The organism is Micromonospora sp. M51, assembly GCF_018070305.1.
In the GTDB taxonomy this organism is placed as follows: Bacteria; Actinomycetota; Actinomycetes; order Mycobacteriales; family Micromonosporaceae; genus Micromonospora; species Micromonospora parva.
Window position 1 is genome coordinate 1 of record NZ_JAGPXZ010000033.1, and the last position, 17,595, is coordinate 17,595.

12 protein-coding genes and 1 tRNA gene are annotated in these 17,595 nt (G+C 70.7%); 2 read left to right on the top strand and 11 right to left on the bottom strand.

What is annotated here, in order from left to right; genetic code table 11:
- The 9 genes from selA to KBX53_RS03700 form a co-directional block, all read right to left on the bottom strand.
- A partial coding sequence (gene selA, locus KBX53_RS03660; RefSeq protein WP_210857801.1) for an L-seryl-tRNA(Sec) selenium transferase occupies nucleotides 1-907 on the bottom strand: 907 nt, incomplete at its 3' end.
- A 23-nt stretch (nucleotides 908-930) separates the two neighbouring features.
- A tRNA-Sec gene (locus KBX53_RS03665) sits at nucleotides 931-1,026 on the bottom strand.
- 13 nt (nucleotides 1,027-1,039) lie between these two features.
- A complete protein-coding gene (gene nrfD, locus KBX53_RS03670) occupies nucleotides 1,040-2,179 on the bottom strand; it encodes an NrfD/PsrC family molybdoenzyme membrane anchor subunit (RefSeq protein WP_210857802.1) in 1,140 nt (379 codons plus the stop codon).
- A complete protein-coding gene (locus KBX53_RS03675) occupies nucleotides 2,176-3,297 on the bottom strand; it encodes a 4Fe-4S dicluster domain-containing protein (protein ID WP_210857803.1) in 1,122 nt (373 codons plus the stop codon). Before KBX53_RS03675 ends, nrfD begins: the two co-directional genes overlap by 4 nt.
- Nucleotides 3,298-3,300: 3 nt before the next feature.
- Entirely contained in the window at nucleotides 3,301-6,576 is a 3,276-nt protein-coding gene (fdh, locus tag KBX53_RS03680) for a formate dehydrogenase (RefSeq protein ID WP_210857804.1), read from the bottom strand.
- 182 nt (nucleotides 6,577-6,758) lie between these two features.
- Nucleotides 6,759-7,556, bottom strand: a complete 798-nt coding sequence (locus KBX53_RS03685; RefSeq protein WP_210857805.1) for a PrsW family intramembrane metalloprotease — start codon at nucleotides 7,554-7,556, stop codon at nucleotides 6,759-6,761.
- Nucleotides 7,557-7,721: 165 nt separating this feature from the next.
- Complete coding sequence (locus tag KBX53_RS03690) at nucleotides 7,722-9,587, bottom strand: hypothetical protein (protein WP_210857806.1); 1,866 nt, start codon at nucleotides 9,585-9,587, stop codon at nucleotides 7,722-7,724.
- Nucleotides 9,584-10,348, bottom strand: a complete 765-nt coding sequence (locus KBX53_RS03695; RefSeq protein ID WP_210857807.1) for an ABC transporter ATP-binding protein — start codon at nucleotides 10,346-10,348, stop codon at nucleotides 9,584-9,586. Before KBX53_RS03695 ends, KBX53_RS03690 begins: the two co-directional genes overlap by 4 nt.
- 70 nt (nucleotides 10,349-10,418) lie before the next feature.
- Nucleotides 10,419-10,838 carry an ASCH domain-containing protein gene (locus tag KBX53_RS03700; protein ID WP_210857808.1) on the bottom strand — a complete coding sequence of 140 codons (420 nt, stop codon included), beginning with the start codon at nucleotides 10,836-10,838 and terminating at the stop codon, nucleotides 10,419-10,421.
- Between KBX53_RS03700 and KBX53_RS37090 the strand changes: the two genes are divergently transcribed.
- Both KBX53_RS37090 and KBX53_RS03710 read left to right on the top strand, forming a co-directional pair.
- Nucleotides 10,790-12,673 (top strand): VWA domain-containing protein, encoded by a 1,884-nt coding sequence (locus tag KBX53_RS37090; protein ID WP_210857809.1) that lies wholly within the window; start codon nucleotides 10,790-10,792, stop codon nucleotides 12,671-12,673. The two genes, KBX53_RS03700 and KBX53_RS37090, sit on opposite strands and share 49 nt — an antisense overlap.
- 79 nt (nucleotides 12,674-12,752) lie before the next feature.
- Complete coding sequence (locus KBX53_RS03710) at nucleotides 12,753-15,365, top strand: DUF11 domain-containing protein (protein WP_210857810.1); 2,613 nt, start codon at nucleotides 12,753-12,755, stop codon at nucleotides 15,363-15,365.
- A gap of 46 nt (nucleotides 15,366-15,411) precedes the next feature.
- Here the strand turns inward: KBX53_RS03710 and KBX53_RS03715 are convergent, their stop codons facing one another.
- Nucleotides 15,412-16,233: an FkbM family methyltransferase gene (locus KBX53_RS03715; protein WP_210857811.1), complete on the bottom strand. Its 822-nt coding sequence runs from the start codon at nucleotides 16,231-16,233 to the stop codon at nucleotides 15,412-15,414.
- A 31-nt stretch (nucleotides 16,234-16,264) separates the two neighbouring features.
- A partial coding sequence (locus tag KBX53_RS03720; protein WP_210857812.1) for a sulfatase-like hydrolase/transferase occupies nucleotides 16,265-17,595 on the bottom strand: 1,331 nt, incomplete at its 5' end.

Consider the following 17,595-nt stretch of genomic DNA (forward strand, 5'->3'; position numbering starts at 1 on the left):
GGTGGCGACGCAGCCGGTCGATCAGCTCGGCGTCACCCAGCAGCAGCCCCGCCTGCGGCCCACCGAGCAGCTTGTCGCCGCTGGCGGTGACCAGTGCGGCGCCCGCGCGCAGGGTGCTGGCCGCGTCCGGTTCGTCGGGCAGCAGCGGGTCCGCGCCGAGCAGCCCGGAGCCGATGTCGGCGACCACCGGCACCCCGAGTGTGGCCAGTTGCCGCACCCCGACGGCGGAGGTGAAGCCGGTGACCCGGAAGTTCGACGGGTGCACCTTGAGCACGAAGCCGGTCTGCGGGCCGAGGGCGGCGGCGTAGTCCGCGACCGTGGTGCGGTTGGTGGTGCCCACCTCGCGCAGCCGCGCACCGGTGCTCTCCAGCAGGTCAGGCAGGCGGAAACCGTCGCCGATCTCGACCAGCTCACCCCGGCTGACGACGATCTCCCGGCCGGCGGCCAACGCGGTGGCGGCCAGCACCAGCGCGGCGGCGCCGTTGTTGACCACGTGCACGGCGCCGGCGTCGGGCACGGCGGCGGCCAGCGCGTCGAGCGCGCCCCGGCCGCGACGGGCCCTCCGGCCGGTGGCCAGGTCCAACTCGACGTCGGTGTGCCCGGCGGCGGCCACCACCGCGGCGACGGCGGCGGGCGACAACGGGGCCCGGCCCAGGTTGGTGTGCAGCACGACGCCGGTGGCGTTGAGCACCACCCGGGGGCCGGGAGTGGGCAACGCGACGACCGCGGCGTCGCGTACCTCGTCGGGGTGGAGCTCGCCGCGACGGGCGCGGTCCTGCGCGCGGGAGACGATCGCCTTGACCTGCTCCCGGCCGAGGGTCACCGTGGCGGCGGCCAGCACCGGGTCGGCCAGCAGCGTGTCCGTACGGGGCACCCGGCGTCGCGGGTCCACCGGGCCGTCGCCCATCACGTCATCTCCTGCAAGCGGTGTGGCGGAGACGGACGGGAATCGAACCCGCCTGGCCCGGGTCCCGGACCACTCCGGTTTTGAAGACCGGGAGGGGCACCAGCCGCCTGAACGCCTCCACCGGACATTCGATCACACCGCGGGCGGGGCCGCCCGATCAGATGGAAGATCCATGCCGCTTCGCCGCGCTTCGACCCGTTCGCGTTGCGGAACCACCGTGTACCGGGGGTCACGGGCCGAGGCGACGCCGCCGTAGAAGATCCCGAACCGGGTCAGCACCGACGCGGCCAGCAGCGCGGTCCCGGAGAGCGCACCGACCACCCGGCTGCGCCGGCCCAGCAGCGCGCCCGCCACCCCACCGGCGGTCAGCAGCCGGCCGGCGCGTAGCAACCGACCCGGCCGGCCCAACCGGTAGGGCTCGCTGAGCAGGCCGAGACGGGTCTCCACCCGGTGCGCGCCGTACAGCTCCAGGGCCGCGCCGGCCACCGCCATCCGGCGGGCCGGCCCGGCCTGGGCCGGCGGCGCGGCGAGCAGACCCACGCCGGCGCCGCTGGCCAACGCGCTGCCCGCGAAGATCACCGGCAGCTCGGGGTACGCCTCATGCCACGACGGCACCGCCGTGTCGGCCAGCAACACCCCGGTGTACGTGGCCAGCGCGGGCGCTGTGCCGGCGGCGAGCAGCCCGGCGGCGTGCCCGACCGGCGGCAACACCCGACCGGCCAGCCCGAGCAGACCGTGCCGGGGCAGCACACCGGCCGCCTCGGCGATCGCGGCGACGCCCGCCGCCGGCCCGTACGCGGTGAGGATCCAGGTGCCCATCGACATCGGCGAGGTCGGCTTGGCCACCCGCAGCATGTGGTGGAACCGCGCCGGCCGGCCCAGATCCCTGACCAGGAAGACGGCGCTGGCGCTGACGGCGGCCAACGCGGTGACCCGGCCGGCGCGCCGCAACGCGGGCCGCCTGGTGAGCTGCCCGCCCGCGGCGAGCAACGATGAGCCGGCGGCCAACCCGCCGGTGAACAGGTACGCGGCGATGTCCCACTTCCAGACCGGCGGCTTCAGGACGGGCCGACCGTAGTAGGAGGTGAACTCGGCCTCCGGCACCCGCAGTTCCTCGCCGCCACCGCGCCGCCCGCCGCGCCGACGGTTGGCGTCTCGCCGGACCGTCAGGTCGCCCCCGGGGGCGCTCACCGAGGGTTGGTTGCTGTGCTCGTCGGCGAGCCGCTCCCGGAAGCGGCGGAACCGGTCGCCGACCGGGCCCGGCGGCGTCATGAAGAACCTCCGACGAACGCGGCGACGGTCGCCGCCGCCATGGCGAGCGCGGCGAGGCCGGCGCGTTTCCACATCTTCGGTAGGTCGCGGGTGGTCACCACCGGGTCCGGTGGCAGCCCGTACACCTCAGGCTCGTCCAGGAGCAGGAAGAACGCCCCGTCCCCACCCACACCGTCGCTCGGATCGTGCCCGTACAGTCGCGCCTCCGCAACCCCCCGCTCGTGCAGCGTCGCCACCCGGGCGGCGGCGCGTTCACGCAACTCGTCGAGGGGCCCGTACTGGATCGACTCGGTCGGACACGCCTGCGCACACGCCGGCGTCATCCCCACACCCAACCGGTCGTAGCACAACGTGCACTTCCACGCCCGACCATCGCCCTTACGCTGGTCAATCACCCCGTACGGGCAGGCGGAAATGCAGTAACCGCAGCCGTTGCAGATGTCCTCCTGCACCACCACCGTCCCGAACTCCGTCCGGAACAACGAACCCGTCGGACACACATCCAGACAGGCCGCATGCGTGCAGTGCTTACAGACATCCGACATCATCAACCACCGGAAATCCGTCCGACCCTCCGCGCCCGTGCCCCGCCCCGGCGGCTGCGCACCCGGCATCCCGAGGAACTGCGGACCGGCGCCACCCCCGCTCCCGGCGATCGGATCGGCCGGGCCGGCGCCCATCGGGGCACCCAGCACGTCCACCGGCCCGCCCGCGGCCATCCCGGCGGCCGCCGACGGCGCACCGGTCGGCACGCCCGGGTCAGTGCCGGTGCGCCCACCGGGGCCGGCCGCCACGACCGCCGACGCCGCGCTGGCCGAACCCTCGGTCGGCGTTCCCACGAACGGCGGCGCGCGATGCCCGGCCGGCCGGGGTTGCTCGATGAACGCGACGTGGCGCCACGAGTTCGCGGTCAGAGCGCCGGTGTTGTCGTACGACATACCCAGCAGATCCAGGCCACTCTCCGGCACACCGTTCCACTCCTTGCAGGCCACCTCACACGCCTTGCAACCGATACAGACGCTGGTATCGGTGAAGAACCCCATCCGCGGCGGCGCGTCCTCGTAGCCCGCGTCCGGTGCGGGGTCCAGCGGCCCGTACAGGGCATTGGCGTGGGGCATCGGTCAGGCCTCCTGGTCGCTGGCGCTGTCGGCGACGTCGGTCGTGACCATCGGTGGGTAACGGTGCACGAGGTTCCCCGACCGCCGTCGGTAGTCGACGACGAGGTCCAACAGTTCCTGGCCTCTGGGGCGTCGTCCGGGCCGGACGTCGCACGTGCCGACCTTGCTCTCCTGAATCAGGACGTTGGGGTCGAGGGTGATGCCGAACAGGTCGTTGGCCGAGTCGCCGGTCACCAGACCCTCAAAACCGAAGTGGTACGGCAACCAGACCTGGTGGATGATCCGGCCGTCCACCCGCAACGGCGTGACACGGTCGGTCACCAGCACCTTCGCCTCCACCGACGCGCGGCTGGTCACCAGATGGGCCCAGCCCAGATGGCTCAGCCCTCGCAGGGCAGCCAGCTCCGGCGACACCTCGACGAACATCTCGGGCTGCAACTCGGCCAACGGCGACACGTTGCGGCTCATCGCGCCGGCGGTGTGGTGCTCGGTGAGCCGGCTGACAGTGAACACGTACGGGAACACCTGACTGTGCTCCTGCGGCGGGCTCGGATTCAACGTGTTGATCGGGTGCGTGTAGACCTTCCGGGTCGGGTTGGCCTGCTGCCGGTAGAGCGGATTACGCACCGGCGACTCCACCGGCTCGTAGTGGGTGGGCAGGGGCCCGTCCAGGACGCCGGTGGGCGCGTACAGCCAGCCCTTGCCGTCGCCTTGAAGGATGAACGGGTCGTCGCCGGCGATGCCCGCCACGCCTGCGGCGTCGTGCTCCGGTCGGTAGGACGGTGGTTTGGTCTTCTCGAAGTCCGGCACGTCGTAACCGGTCCACTCGCCCTTGTCCGCGTCCCACCACACGTAGCGTTTGCGCTCACTCCACGGGTTGCCGTCCGGGTCGGCGGAGGCCCGGTTGTAGAGGATCCGCCGGTTCGCCGGCCACGCCCAACCCCACTCGGGCGCCACCAGTGACTGCTGCGCGCCGGGTTTGCGCCGGGCGGCCTGGTTGACGCCGTCCGCGTACACCCCGGTGTAGATCCAACAGCCGCCGACGGTGGAGCCGTCGTCCTTCATCTCGGTGAACGACGCCAGCGGCCGGCCGGTGGCCACGTCGTACCCGTTGATCTCGCGCAGCACCGCCTCGGCGCTCGGCTCCGCGTACGGACCGTGCGTGGGATAGTCCCAGGCGAGGTCGAGCAACGCCCGGTCGCGCGGCATGGTCGACGCCGCCAGCCGTTCCCGGATGATGCGCCCGAGGTGGTAGAAGAACCACAGCTCGGAGCGGGCGTCACCCGGCGGCTCGACGGCCTTCTCCCGCCACTGCAACAACCGCTGCGTCTGCGTGAACGTGCCCTCCTTCTCCACATGCGACGCCGCGGGCAGGAAGAACACCTCGGTACGGCACTCCTCGGGCACGATCTCCCCGGTCTCGATCTCCGGCGCGTTCTTCCAGAACGTGGCGCTTTCGATCTCGAACAGGTCCCGGACGACGAGCCAGTCGAGGTTGGCCATGCCGAGACGCTGCGCCCGACCGTGCGCCGACCCGACGGCCGGGTTCTGACCGAGCAGGAAGTACCCCTTGATCTTCCCGTCGATCATGTTCAGCACCTGCTGGTAGGTGCCGTGATCACCGGTCATCCGCGGCATGTAGCCGTAGCAGAAGTCGTTCTCGGCGGTGGCGGCATCTCCCCAGTACGCCTTGAGCAGGTTGACGCCGTAGGTGCGGGCGTTGCCCCAGAACCCCTTCTGCCCGGGGTGCGCGATGCTGTCCACCCACTCGGTCAGGGTGGGGTGGTCGGCGTGGTGCGGCATCGGCAGGTAACCGGGCAGCAGGTTGAACAGTGTCGGGATGTCGGTCGACCCCTGGATGCTGGCGTGCCCGCGCAGGGCCATCACCCCGCCACCTGGGCGACCCATGTTGCCCAGCAACAGCTGGATGATCGCGCCGGTGCGGATGTACTGCACACCCACGCTGTGCTGCGTCCACCCCACCGAGTAGACGAGCATGCCGGTGCGGTCCCGGCCGGAGTTCTGCGTCCAGGCCTGGGCCAGTTCGAGGAACTTCTCCTGTGGGATGCCGCAGACCCGTTCCACCATCTCCGGCGTGTAGCGGGCGTAGTGCCGCTTGAGGATCTGGTAGACGCAGCGCGGGTGCTGCAACGTCTCGTCACGTTCGGTCTCGCCGCCGACAGGCGCGCCGTGCGACTCGTTCTCCAACCCGGCCGCCGTCTCCCGCTGCGTCTCGCTGTCGCGGGTCGTCTGGTTCTGCGAGTGACCCTGGTAGCGCCAACTGGCCTGGTCGTAGGTGGCGTTGTCGTCGTTGAAGCCGGAGAAGAGGCCGTGCATGTCCTCGGTGTCGGCGTACTCATCGGTCACGATGGTCGCGGCGTTGGTGTAGGCGACGACGTACTCCCGGAAGTCCAGTTCGTTGTCGAGGATGTAGCGGATCACCCCGCCGAGCAGCGCGATGTCGGTGCCCGCCCGGATCGGCAGGTACGCGTCGGCCAGCGCGCTGGTGCGGGTGAAGCGAGGGTCGATGTGGAAGACCTTCGCCCCCCGGCGCTTGGCCTCCATCACCCACTGGAAACCCACCGGGTGCGCCTCGGCCATGTTCGAACCCTGGATGACGATGACGTCGGAGTTCGACAGGTCCTGCTGGTACTGGGTGGCGCCGCCACGACCGAAGCTGGTCCCCAGACCGGGGACGGTGGAGGAGTGTCAAATACGGGCCTGGTTCTCGATCTGAAGCGCCCCCATCGCGGTGAACAACTTCTTGATCAGGTAGTTCTCCTCGTTGTCGAGCGTCGCCCCGCCCAGACTGGAGATGCCCAGCGTCCGGTTGAGCGGTCGTCCCTCGGCGTCGACGTCCTCCCAGGTTTCGTCCCGCGCGGCCAGGACCCGATCGGCGATCATGTTCATCGCGGTGTCGAGGTCCAGGTCCTCCCACTCGGTGCTGTACGGGCGGCGGTAGCGAACCGTGGTCTGCCGCAGCGGGCTGGTCACCAGGCTCTTACTGGCCGAACCCTTCGGGCAGAGCCGACCCCGCGAGATCGGGCTGTCCGGATCGCCCTCGATCTGACTGACCCGCCCGTCCTTGACGAACACCCGCTGACCACACCCCACCGCGCAGTACGGGCACACCGACCGCGCCACGCTGTCAGCGGTATCGGTACGGGCAGTCAGCGCGCGGGACCCGTCCGACTTCGCGGCGGCACCCCGGCCCAGCGGGTCCGTGCCGGTGAGCTGGCGGTACACCGGCCAACCCGCGAACCAGCTGCGCACCCCCATCGCCGCACCTTCCCGACCAATCCGCCATATATGAACACTCTGACGGTAGATGAGGTGCCGGTCCGGTCGCAGCGGGATCACCAACAGTCATGCCTGCCCCGGCCGTTCGTGCCAGCCGTTCGTGCCAGCCGTTCGTGCCAGCCGTTCGCACCGGCCGGGCGAGGCGCCGGGTGGGGCGCCGGTCAGCTCGGTGCGAGCTGACCGACGGGGTGCTCGCCGAAGGTGCGGTAGCGGCGCAGCGCCCAGAACAACCAGCCGATGCTGATGATCGCCACCACGACGAAGACCAGCGAGCCGGAGAACGTGTCCCAGAGGGTGTGCAGGGCGACGACACCCAGAAACGTGCCGATGAACCCGAAGATCCGACCGACACTCGGGCTCGCCAGCAACGCCCACAGCGCGCCAGCGGTGAGCCCGGTCCAGGCGGTGTGCCCGGCCGGCGCGGTCAGCCCACGGATGAACAAGGTCTGCTCCACCGCGCCGATGTTGCCCTGCGAGCTCAGCAGCGCGGTGAAGGCGTAGCCCATCGTCTCCAGCGCGGCGAAACCCATGCCGGCCGCGACCCCGATGATCAGCCCGTCCGAGGGCACCCGACGCCGGTGCTGGGCCACCACCGTGAACAGCAGGATCACCGGGACGATCAACTTCGCCGACTCCTCGATCAACGCCACGAACAGCATCGGCAGGGTGCCGAGCCCCCGCAGGGTGTCGTACTCCAGCGTTCCGGCGACCACCGTGCCGATCACACCACCGAAGAACGCCGACGTCACCAGGACCGACGCCGGCACCTGCCACCGCCCGGTACGAGCCTGCGCGAACGTCAGGAACGTCAACGGCACCAGCGTCGCCCCGAGCAGGATCAACGCCGGTACGAAGTTCGGATTCTTGGTGCTGACCAGGGTGCGCAGCACCGCCAGATAAAGGATCAGCCCGACGACGAACACCCCGACCCACGCCCACCGGCGCCAACCATCACGCATACCGCGCAGTCTGTCGGACCAAGGTTACGAAGACGAACAACGGGTACTGAGATCCTGGCGACGTCCCGGCGGCAGCGCTGCTCCCTCGATCGTTGGCAGCTGAGCTGTTCGACACGCCGAGCGGTGCCCCGCTGAGCTGCCACCGATCGACGTGCCAAACCCCGCCTACTCCGCTTGCCCGGAAGCAGGGTGGGCACTGCCGCCTGGCTGCGGCCGGCGATCCCACAGCACCAGGCCCGCGAGCAGCATCGCCACACCCAGGCCGATCATGGCCAACCCCACGGCGGTGCGCGCACCCCCGCTCAGGTGGCCCGCCAGGATCCACCCGCTGTCGATTCCGAACGCCAACGGCATCACCCCCTGCGGGATGACCGGGATCCACCCCACGGTGAGCAACCCCAGCGCCCACGCGGTCAGCTTGTTCTCCCGGAACCACTGTGCGTCCCAGGTCGGCGGGAGCACCGTCTCCGGGGGCCGGCTGCGCTGGCCGGCGGCGGCGAGCACGTCGAGCCCGCGTCGGGTGAGACGTTCGTCGGCCAACCAGATGCCGCCCCGCCAGGCGGCGGCGCCGCTGAGCAGCCCGACCAGTGGCAGCAGCGGCGTCACTCCCGACGGACCCCAGATCACCAGGGCGAGCACCGGCGCGGCGGCCACCAGCCCTGACCCGGTCGCGACCAGCACGCTGACGATGTCCGTGGGGTTGTCGGCCGCGGTGGGGTGCCGGGGGTCGGCCACCGGCCGTACCCGCAGCAGCGACACCCACACCGGCACCGACGCGCCCGCGCCGAGCAGAGCCGGCAGGGTGCAGAGCGCGGCCAGCGGGTCGACGTCCGGTGCGAGGAGGACACCGGCGACGGTGAGCAGCACCCCGATCGGGGTGACCAGTACCAGCCAGGCCAGGGCCCGTCCCCGGACCTCGGCTCGTTCGCCGCCGGGCGTGGTGAGCGGCAGCCACAACGCGGTGCCGTCCAGCCCGACCAGGCCGGCCGACATGGCCGCCGCGCCGAGCACGGCGAGCGGCCCGGCCCACGGCAGCAGCAGATCCACGTCGGACAGCAGCGGCAGCCCGGCGAGCAGCGCCCCGTACACCACCGCGAACGCCAGATACTGCAACCGCAGCGGATGCCGCGTCCAGGCCCGCAGCTCGCGGCCGACGACCGCCCGCGTCGCGGCCGGCACCCAGCCCAGCCACTCGCGGGCAGGTGCGGCGGGCGACGCCGCGGTGGTCCGGCGCGGCCGGAACGGCACGCCAGCGGCGATCACCCTTCGGACAAGCATGAGGTACGCGGCGGCGCAGAGAGCCACGATGCCCACCAGGGCCGCCATCATGCCCACCCCTCGCCCGGTTGGCCCGGTCACGGCGGCGATCGGCCAACCGCTCGGCACGTACGCCATCGCCCGGACCACCTCCTGCGGCGCTGCCACGAGCAGGACCGACACCCACGGGAAGACCGCCCAGAGCGACCCCGCGACACCCATCGCTGTGCCGGTGAAGACGCCGGTGAGCAGCGCCCCGGCGGGACCACCGGCGTGGCCGACGACCTCCAGCGCGATGGCCGAACCGATCAGCCCGAACAGCCAGAGCAGCACCGCGCCGCCGGCGGTGACGAGGACCGCGACGGTGCCGTGCCGGGCGGCGTGCACCGGCAGCGCGGCGAGCGCCACCAGCGAGACGGCCGGACCGATGCCGATCGCCGACGCGGCGAGCAGACCGATCGCGGCCGGGACCCCGCCGATCGGCTCCAACCGCAGGTGGGCCGGGCGGACCCGGCCGCGCCCGCCGCCGAGCAGCAGCGGCAGGACGATCCAGCCGAGCACCCAGGCACCGGCGAGCAGGCCGAGGGTGTGCTGGTCGCCGCGCAGCGCGTACCGGATCAGCCAGGCGGCGGCCAGCAGACCGACCAGGGCGGCCACGGTCGGCCCGGGGTGCTCGCGCAGCGAGCGGCGCAGCATTGTCGTGCGCATCCGGGCCGGCACCGCGATCGCGCCGAGGGTGTCGGCCAGCGGGGCGAGGGAGGGTTGCGCGTTCATCGTGCCCCGGTCAGCCAGTCCAGGCCGGCGCTGCCGGAGGTTTCGGCGCCGACCAACTCGACGAACCGGTCCTCCAGGCTGCTGCCGGCGGCGACCTCGGCGACCGGCCCGGCGGCGACCACCCGGCCCTGGTGGATCACGGTGACGTCGTCGCACATCTGCTCGACGAGCAGCATCGAGTGGGTGGACAGCACACAGGTGCCGCCGCCGGCCACGAACCGGCGCAGCACCCGGCGGATGGTGGCCGCCGACACCGGGTCGACCGCCTCGAACGGTTCGTCGAGCACGAGCAGCCGGGGCGCGTGCAGCAGCGCCTGGGCGAGGCCGAGCTTCTTGCGGGTGCCGGTGGAACAGTCGGCCAGGGGTGTGCCGGCACCCTTGGTCAGGCCGAGCACGTCGATCAGTTCGGCGGCCCGGTCGGTGGCCGCGGCCCGGGTCAGCCCGCGCAGGCCGGCGCTGTAGCGCAGCAGTTCGGCACCGGTGAGGCGTTCCGGGAAGTCGAGGCCGTCGGGGAGTACGCCGGTCAGCGCGCGGGTCACGCCGCGCTCGCGCAGCGCGTCGTGGCCGAGGATCCGGATCTCGCCGGAGTCCGGGGTGACCAGGCCGACGGCCATCCCGATGGTGGTGGACTTGCCGGCGCCGTTGGGACCGACGATGCCGTGGAAGGTGCCGGGGTGGACGGTCAGATCGACGCCGTCCACCGCGCGATGCGCCGCGAAGGTCTTGACCAGGCCACGGATCTCGAGTGCCGGGGGGATCACGCGCCGAGCATAGGTGACCTTGCACGACCGTGTGGCCCGTCGCGGACCGGTGCGCGGCGGCTCCGGTCGCTCAGACGACGTGCACCAGCCAGAAGCGTTCGGTCACGACCAGGGTGTCGTCGTCCACTGTGAAGTCGGGGTCGCCCAGTTCGGCGCGCACGGCGGCGCTGTGCCAGAACGTCTCGTGTCCCGCGCGCCACTGGGCCACCGACTCGTCGCCCTCCCCCTCGGCAAGGGCGTGTGCCAGGTCGACGTCGGCGAGCCGGATCACCCGTACGTCGGTCAGCTCGATGGCCGCGACCCGCCGACCGGCGGAGTCCACCACGGCGGACAGTTGGCCCACCGTCGGCAGCGGCTCGTTGGCGCGCTGGTAGCCGATCAGCAGACCGGTCGTCGAGGTCTTCGCCCCGGACAGGATCGCGCCCACGAGTTTGTCCCGCAGTGGCCCCGGAAACGCGAACTCGGCGAGCGGAAGATCATCGAGGTCCATCCGCGAAGGCTACCCGGATCATCGGAGGGGCTGTTGCGGTGACCGACCGGTACGGGGGCACCCGGATCGCCACGAATCTGCGCGCCCTGCTCACCTCCCACCACGCGGAGGCGACCCGCGGGGCGGTGGTGGTGATCGGGTCGGACGGCTGGGACGCCGATCCGCCGGCCGAGCTGGCCGCCGTGATGGCCCGGCTGAGCCGCCGCGCGTCGAATTCCCTGCACATCCCGGTCATTGCATTCGGCCATCATCCCCTCACTCGATTGGGTGACCACGTATCGGGTGATTCTGTCTGGCGTTCGCGATTTGAGATCGTCAGGCGCGGTCGGAACGCCACTACTGCGACTCCTGCAGGCCGCATGACGGGGGAAACGAATATGGTTCGCGGGGAACGCCGATGGTTCACATCAGCGCTGGCGGCGGTCGGCGCGTTTGCCGCGTCGTCCACGCTGGTGGTTGTGGCGTCGAGCCAACCCGCATTGGCGACCGTGCCGGGCCTGCCCGGAACGCCTCAGCCCGGCACCCCGATTTTCACTGAGGACTTTTCCAACGAGAGCGCGGCTGCGGCGCCGATTCGCATTGGTTCCTACACCGGATCGCCAGGTTCCGTTTACGTGCCGGGGCCGGGTGGCAGCGGCGCGGACGGTGAGACCTATACGGCGGATCCCGCGTGGAGCCCCGGCGCGGGCGCGTGCAACGGCTGGATCATGCGTCAGACGTCGCCGCTGCCGCCCAACGGTGGCGACGCGCCGGTCACCAACAACGACCAGTGCGGTCGTTCAGACGCATGGGGCCGGCTACAGGAGATGGCCCGTGACATGGGGCTGTTTCAGGGGCAGAGCCCCGGGGAGGCCGCCACGAACCAGGTACTCACCGAGTACACCAACAGCGTGACCGGCGCGCAGCTTCCCGGATACCAACTGGAGACCGACAACAACACCATTCCGGCGATCGGTGGCCACTTCTACTCGGTCTCGGCGATCTTCGCTGAGAGGAACTGCACCGTTCCGTCCGCCCAGCGGGCGCGACTTCGGTTCGAGCTGCTTCTCAACGGCGTCCCGACGGTGCTCGCACAGAACCTGAGCCCATGCACGGATCCCGGCGCCGAGATCGTCAACAACACCTGGATAGCCAAGCTGCAATCGTTGGCACTGCAATTGTCGGTGGCTGACACACCGACCCTGGGCCTGCGCCTCTACAACGCGACCGCAACGGGCATCGGCAACGACGTCGCGTTCGACCTTCCGCAGATCGTCGACGTCACCCCCCAACTCGACAAGGCTTTCAACCCCACCACCATCGGGCAGGGGCAGACGTCCACGCTGACGTTCACCATCACCAACACCGACGATCTGCAAGCCAAGAACGGGATGAGTTTCACCGACACCCTTCCCGCCAATGTGACCGCCACCGGGGTCAACAGCACCACGTGCTCGGACGCCACCGTGACCGCTCCCGCCGGCGCCACGTCCGTCGACTTCGCCGGCAACCTGGACCTGAACGTCGCCTCCTGCACGATCTCCGTCCAGGTGACCAGCACTGTGGTCGGCTCGTACACCAACACCGGATGCGTCGCCCCGGACGGCTCCACGATCCCCGGCTGCGAGAGCAACTTCCCCACCATCGTCGGGATCAACCCGCCCGGCTCCACCACCCTCACCGTCATCCCCACTGTTGACCTCGCTGTGGTGAAGACCGCGTCGCAAAGTCCCTACGTGCCGGGCGCGCCCTTCTCCTACACGGTGACAGTGACCAACGGCGGACCGTCCGATGCGGTTGGGGCAACCCTGACCGACCCGCTGCGCACCGCTGGCCGGGTTCACCTGGAGCTGTGAGGCGTCCGCCGGCAGTGCGTGCGCCGCGTCCGGCACCGGCAGCATCAACGACACCATCACCGTTCTCGCAGGCGGGACCGTGACGTACACGATCAGCGGGACCGTGCCGTCGGGCACCACGGGCGACCTGACCAACACCGCAACGCTCACCCCACCAGACGGCGTCTCGGATCCGGAGTGCACACCGAACTGCTCGTCGACGGTCGTGACCCCGGCTGCGCTGACGGTGGATCTGGCGGTGGTGAAAACCGCAAACCCGAGCCCGTACGTGCCGGGCGCCCCCTTCTCCTACACGGTGACAGTGACCAACGGCGGACCGTCCGATGCGGTCGGGGCAACCCTGACCGACCCACTGCCCACACCGCTGGCCGGGTTCACCTGGACCTGCGAGGCGTCCGCCGGCAGTGCATGCACCGCCTCCGGCACCGGCAGCATCAACGACACCATCACCGTCCTCGCAGGCGGGACAGTGACCTACACGATCAACGGAACCGTGCCCTCCGGAACCAGCGGCGACCTGACCAACACGGCCACGCTCACCCCGCCCACCGGCGCGACTGACCCGGACTGCACCCCGAACTGCTCGTCGGCTGTGGCCACCCCCGCCGGACCCGTGGTCGACCTGGCCGTCGTGAAGACCGCATCCCCCAACCCATACGTGCCAGGTACGCCGCTGACCTACACGGTGACAGTCACCAACGGCGGACCGTCCGATGCGATTGGGGCGAACCTGACCGACCCACTGCCCACACCGCTGGCCGGGTTCACCTGGACCTGTGCACCATCCCCTGGCAGCGCGTGCACCGCGTCCGGAACGGGCACCATCAACGACACGATCACCGTCCTCGCGGGCGGAGCGGTGACGTACACGATCAGCGGAACGGTCCCGTCGGGCACCACCGGCGACCTCACCAACACGGCCACTCTCACCCCACCGGAGGGCGTCTCAGATCCGGACTGCACGCCTAGTTGCTCATCGACCGTCGTGACTCCGGCGACGCTGACGGTGGATCTGGCGGTGGTCAAGACCGCAAACCCGAGCCCGTATGTTCCGGGCGCGTCCTTCTCCTACGCAGTCACCGTGACCAACGGCGGCCCGTCCGACGTCGTCGGTGCGAACCTGACCGACCCGCTGCCCGCACCACTGGCCGGGTTCACCTGGACCTGCGAGCCGTCCGCCGGAAGTTCCTGCACCGCCTCCGGCACCGGCAGCATCAACGACACCATCACCGTCCCGGCCGGCGGGACAGTGACGTACACGATCAGCGGCACCGTCCCGTCGGGCACCACCGGCGACCTGACGAACACCGCAACGCTCACCCCGCCGGAAGGCGTCACCGACCCGGACTGCACACCGAACTGCTCGTCGACCGTCGTGACCCCGGCGGCGCTGACGGTGGACCTAGCCGTCGTGAAAACCGCGTCCCCAAGCCCGTACGTGCCGGGTGCACCGCTGACCTACACGGTCACCGTCACCAACGGCGGACCCTCCGACGCCGTCGGTGCGACAGTGACCGACCCGCTTCCCGCACCCTTGGCCGGGTTCACCTGGACCTGTGCGCCAGCTACCGGAAGTTCCTGCACCGCTTCGGGTACCGGCACCATCAACGACACCGTCACCGTCCTCGCCGGTGGGACGGTGACGTACACGATCAGCGGAACGGTGCCGTCCGGCACCACCGGCGATCTGACCAACACCGCCACCGTCAGCCCACCGGCCGGAGCCTCGGATCCGGAGTGCACTCCGAACTGCTCGTCGACCGTCGTGACGCCGGCTGCCCTGACGGTGGACCTCGCCGTCGTCAGGGCAGCCACCCCGAGCCCCTACGTGCCAGGCGCAGCCTTCTCCTACACAGTGACCGTCAGCAACGGCGGCCCTTCGGACGCGGTCGGCGCGAATCTGACCGACCCCCTGCCCGCACCCTTGGCCGGATTCACCTGGACCTGTGTGGCATCCCCCGGCAGCGCGTGCACCGCGTCCGGCACAGGCAACATCAATGACAGCATCACCGTCCTCTCGGGCGGGACAGTGACCTACACGATCAGCGGAACCGTGCCCTCCGGCACCACCGGCGACCTCACCAACACCGCCACCCTCACCCCACCCGCCGGCGCGATCGACCCGGATTGCACCCCGAACTGCTCATCGACAGTGGTCACCTCCATCGCCCCCGCGGTCGACCTGGCAGTGGTGAAAACCGCAACCCCGAGCCACTACGTGCCAGGTGAACCGGTGACCTTCACAGTGACAGTGACCAACCGGGGACCGTCCGACGCGGTCGGCGCGACACTGACCGACCCCCTGCCCACACCACTGGCCGGATTCACCTGGACCTGCGAACCATCCACCGGAAGCACCTGCACAACGTCCGGCACCGGTGACATCAACGACACCATCACCGTCCTCGCTGGCGGCACAGTGACCTACACGATCAGCGGAACCGTGCCGAAGGGCACCGCCGGCGACCTCACCAACACGGCCACCCTCACCCCGCCCACTGGTGTGTCCGACCCGGACTGCACACCGAGCTGCTCCTCGACAGTGGTCCTCACCGGGCCGGTTCCGCCCATGCCCGTCACGGGTGGACGTCTGACAGCCATCGCCACACTTGGAGCTTCTGTGGCTGCCCTCGGTGTTCTCCTGGTCGGCGGCCTGGCCCTGATACGCCTACGCACTCGCCGCGAGCCCTGACCCCTGGCGGCCGGCAGTCACGAGCGGTGGCCCCTTCTGAGCCTGGCTACCGCCGCTTCGGGTCGTGCGGCGGCGGTAGCTGTCGCAACCGGCCACGGGACACGCAGTACACGTCGCCGGAGTTCGCGTCGTGCGGCAACGCGGCGAGGTGGGTGGTCATGTCGGTCGCGGAGACCCAGCGTTGGAACGTCATCGACTTGTCGTCGCCCAACGCCACGTCGAAGCCGTCGAAGCTGAGCGCGGTCAGCCGGTCGAGACACCGGGAGGCGACCGGTCGCGCGATCGTGGTGAACTCGAACGAGAGCGCGGGCAGCGGGCGGGTCAGCCCGGCCAGCACCTCGTCCTCGAAACCCTCCACGTCGATCTTCGCGAACGTCGGCTCGCCGTACTCGGTGATGAGCGCGTCGACGGTGACCACCGGGACCTCGATGTCGGCGTCCCACACCTCGCCCTCCCACCCGCCCGCGCCTTCCGCCGCCCGACTTCGTTCGGGCGAGGCGGTGGACACTGTGGGATTGGCGGAGTTGACGTGGAAGCGGGTGCTGCCGGGGGTCGCGCCGCAGACCGCTTCGACGAGCGTCACCTGGTCGTCGTCGGCGTAGATGGCCCGCAGTGCGCGGAGGCACAGCGGCTGCGGCTCCACGGCGACCACCCGCGCCCCGAGGCGACGGAAGCTGGCGATGTGGTCGCCCACGTGCGAGCCGATGTCGAAGACGAGATCGCCCTCGGTGACGAACCGGGAGTAGAAGACGTCCATCCGTGCGTCGCGCTCGGCGTCGCCGTAGTAGACATCCAGCGATCGGTGCAGGAGGGACATCCCGGGGTCGGTTCTGAGCGCGGCGATCCTGGTGTCGGTGCCAGCCGTCATCTGTGAGTCCAGTCCGTGGGGTTGGCCGGGCCTACGGCCCGAAGGCGGTCAGGAAGCGGTCCCGGAAGGTGTCCATCCGCCAGACCGGCGCCTGCGGACCGGGCTTGAGCCCGTCCTGCCAGCCCCACCCGGAGATCCGGTCCAGTACGGCCCGGTCCCGGGTGATGATGGTGATCGGGACGTCGCGGCTGGCGTTCTCGCCGGTGACCACGGCGGCGGGCTGGTGGTCGCCGAGGAAGATGAACACCAGGTCATCGTCGCCGTAGGTCTGCACGTAGGAGATCAGTGCGCTCAACGTGTACTCGATGGAGTGCCGGTAGTCGGCGCGGATCTGGGTGGTGTTGCGGCGCCGGTCGTCGGACTCCTTGGCGGTCCCCTTGAAGATCGTCCCGTCGCCGATGGCGGCCCAGTCGACCAGGTCGGGGACGGGCGTCCAGGGCGCGTGGCTCGACACCAGCGCGAGTTCCGTCATCGTCGGCTTGCCGTCGCGCTTCGCCTGCTCCAGGCGCCGCCAACTGGCGAGGGTGTACTGGTCGGGCATCGTGCCGAAGCTGAACTTCGGGCCGCGGTACCCGAGGGCTCTGGCGTCGTAGAACCGCTGGTAGCCGAAGAAGGAGCCCTCCGGCCACGCCCTGCTGACGGCGGGCATCACGCCCACGGTCTGCCAGTCGGCCCGGCGGAAGGCGCCGTTGAGGGTCATCCGGTCACTCGCCAGCAGGGTACGGTGCCGCTGGTCGTTGTCGACCCACAGTCCGGAGAGCAGCGTGTCGTGCGCGAGCCAGCTGCCGCCGCCGAACGTCGGCGAGGTGAGGAAGCCGCTCTGCGCGGCGAACCCCGCCGCGTTCAGCCGATTGGTCCCGTCGTCGAGGACCGCACCGACCTGCGGGGCGAACTCCGGGTCCTCGACGGCGTCGCGGCCGTAGCTCTCCACGAAGGAGATGACCACGTTCTTGCCGCGCAGCGCGGTGAGGAGTTGGTCGCCGGGGGTCTGCGCGAACCGGTCGTCCTGCAGCAGCGCGGCGAACTTCTCCCGGTCGTCGAGTCGCATGCGCACCTGGAAGCCGTGGCCGTTGGTCAGCGTGGTCGCGGACGTGTCGGCGACCGTCACGCCTTCGACCACCCGCACGTTGAAAGCGGCGCAGACCACCCAGACGACCACCAGCGCCGCAACGGTCCGGGTGGTCCCGGCGCGGTGCCGGATCACCAGCCCGCGCAACCGCCGCATCGACAGCGTGGCCGCCGTGGGCAGGCCCACCGCCACCACCGCCAGGGCGACCGCCACGCCGATGGCGGCGGGACGGCCGTACGACTCGCTGAGGAACGCGAACCCCTCGTCGAGCAGCGCCCAGTCGAGCACCGGGT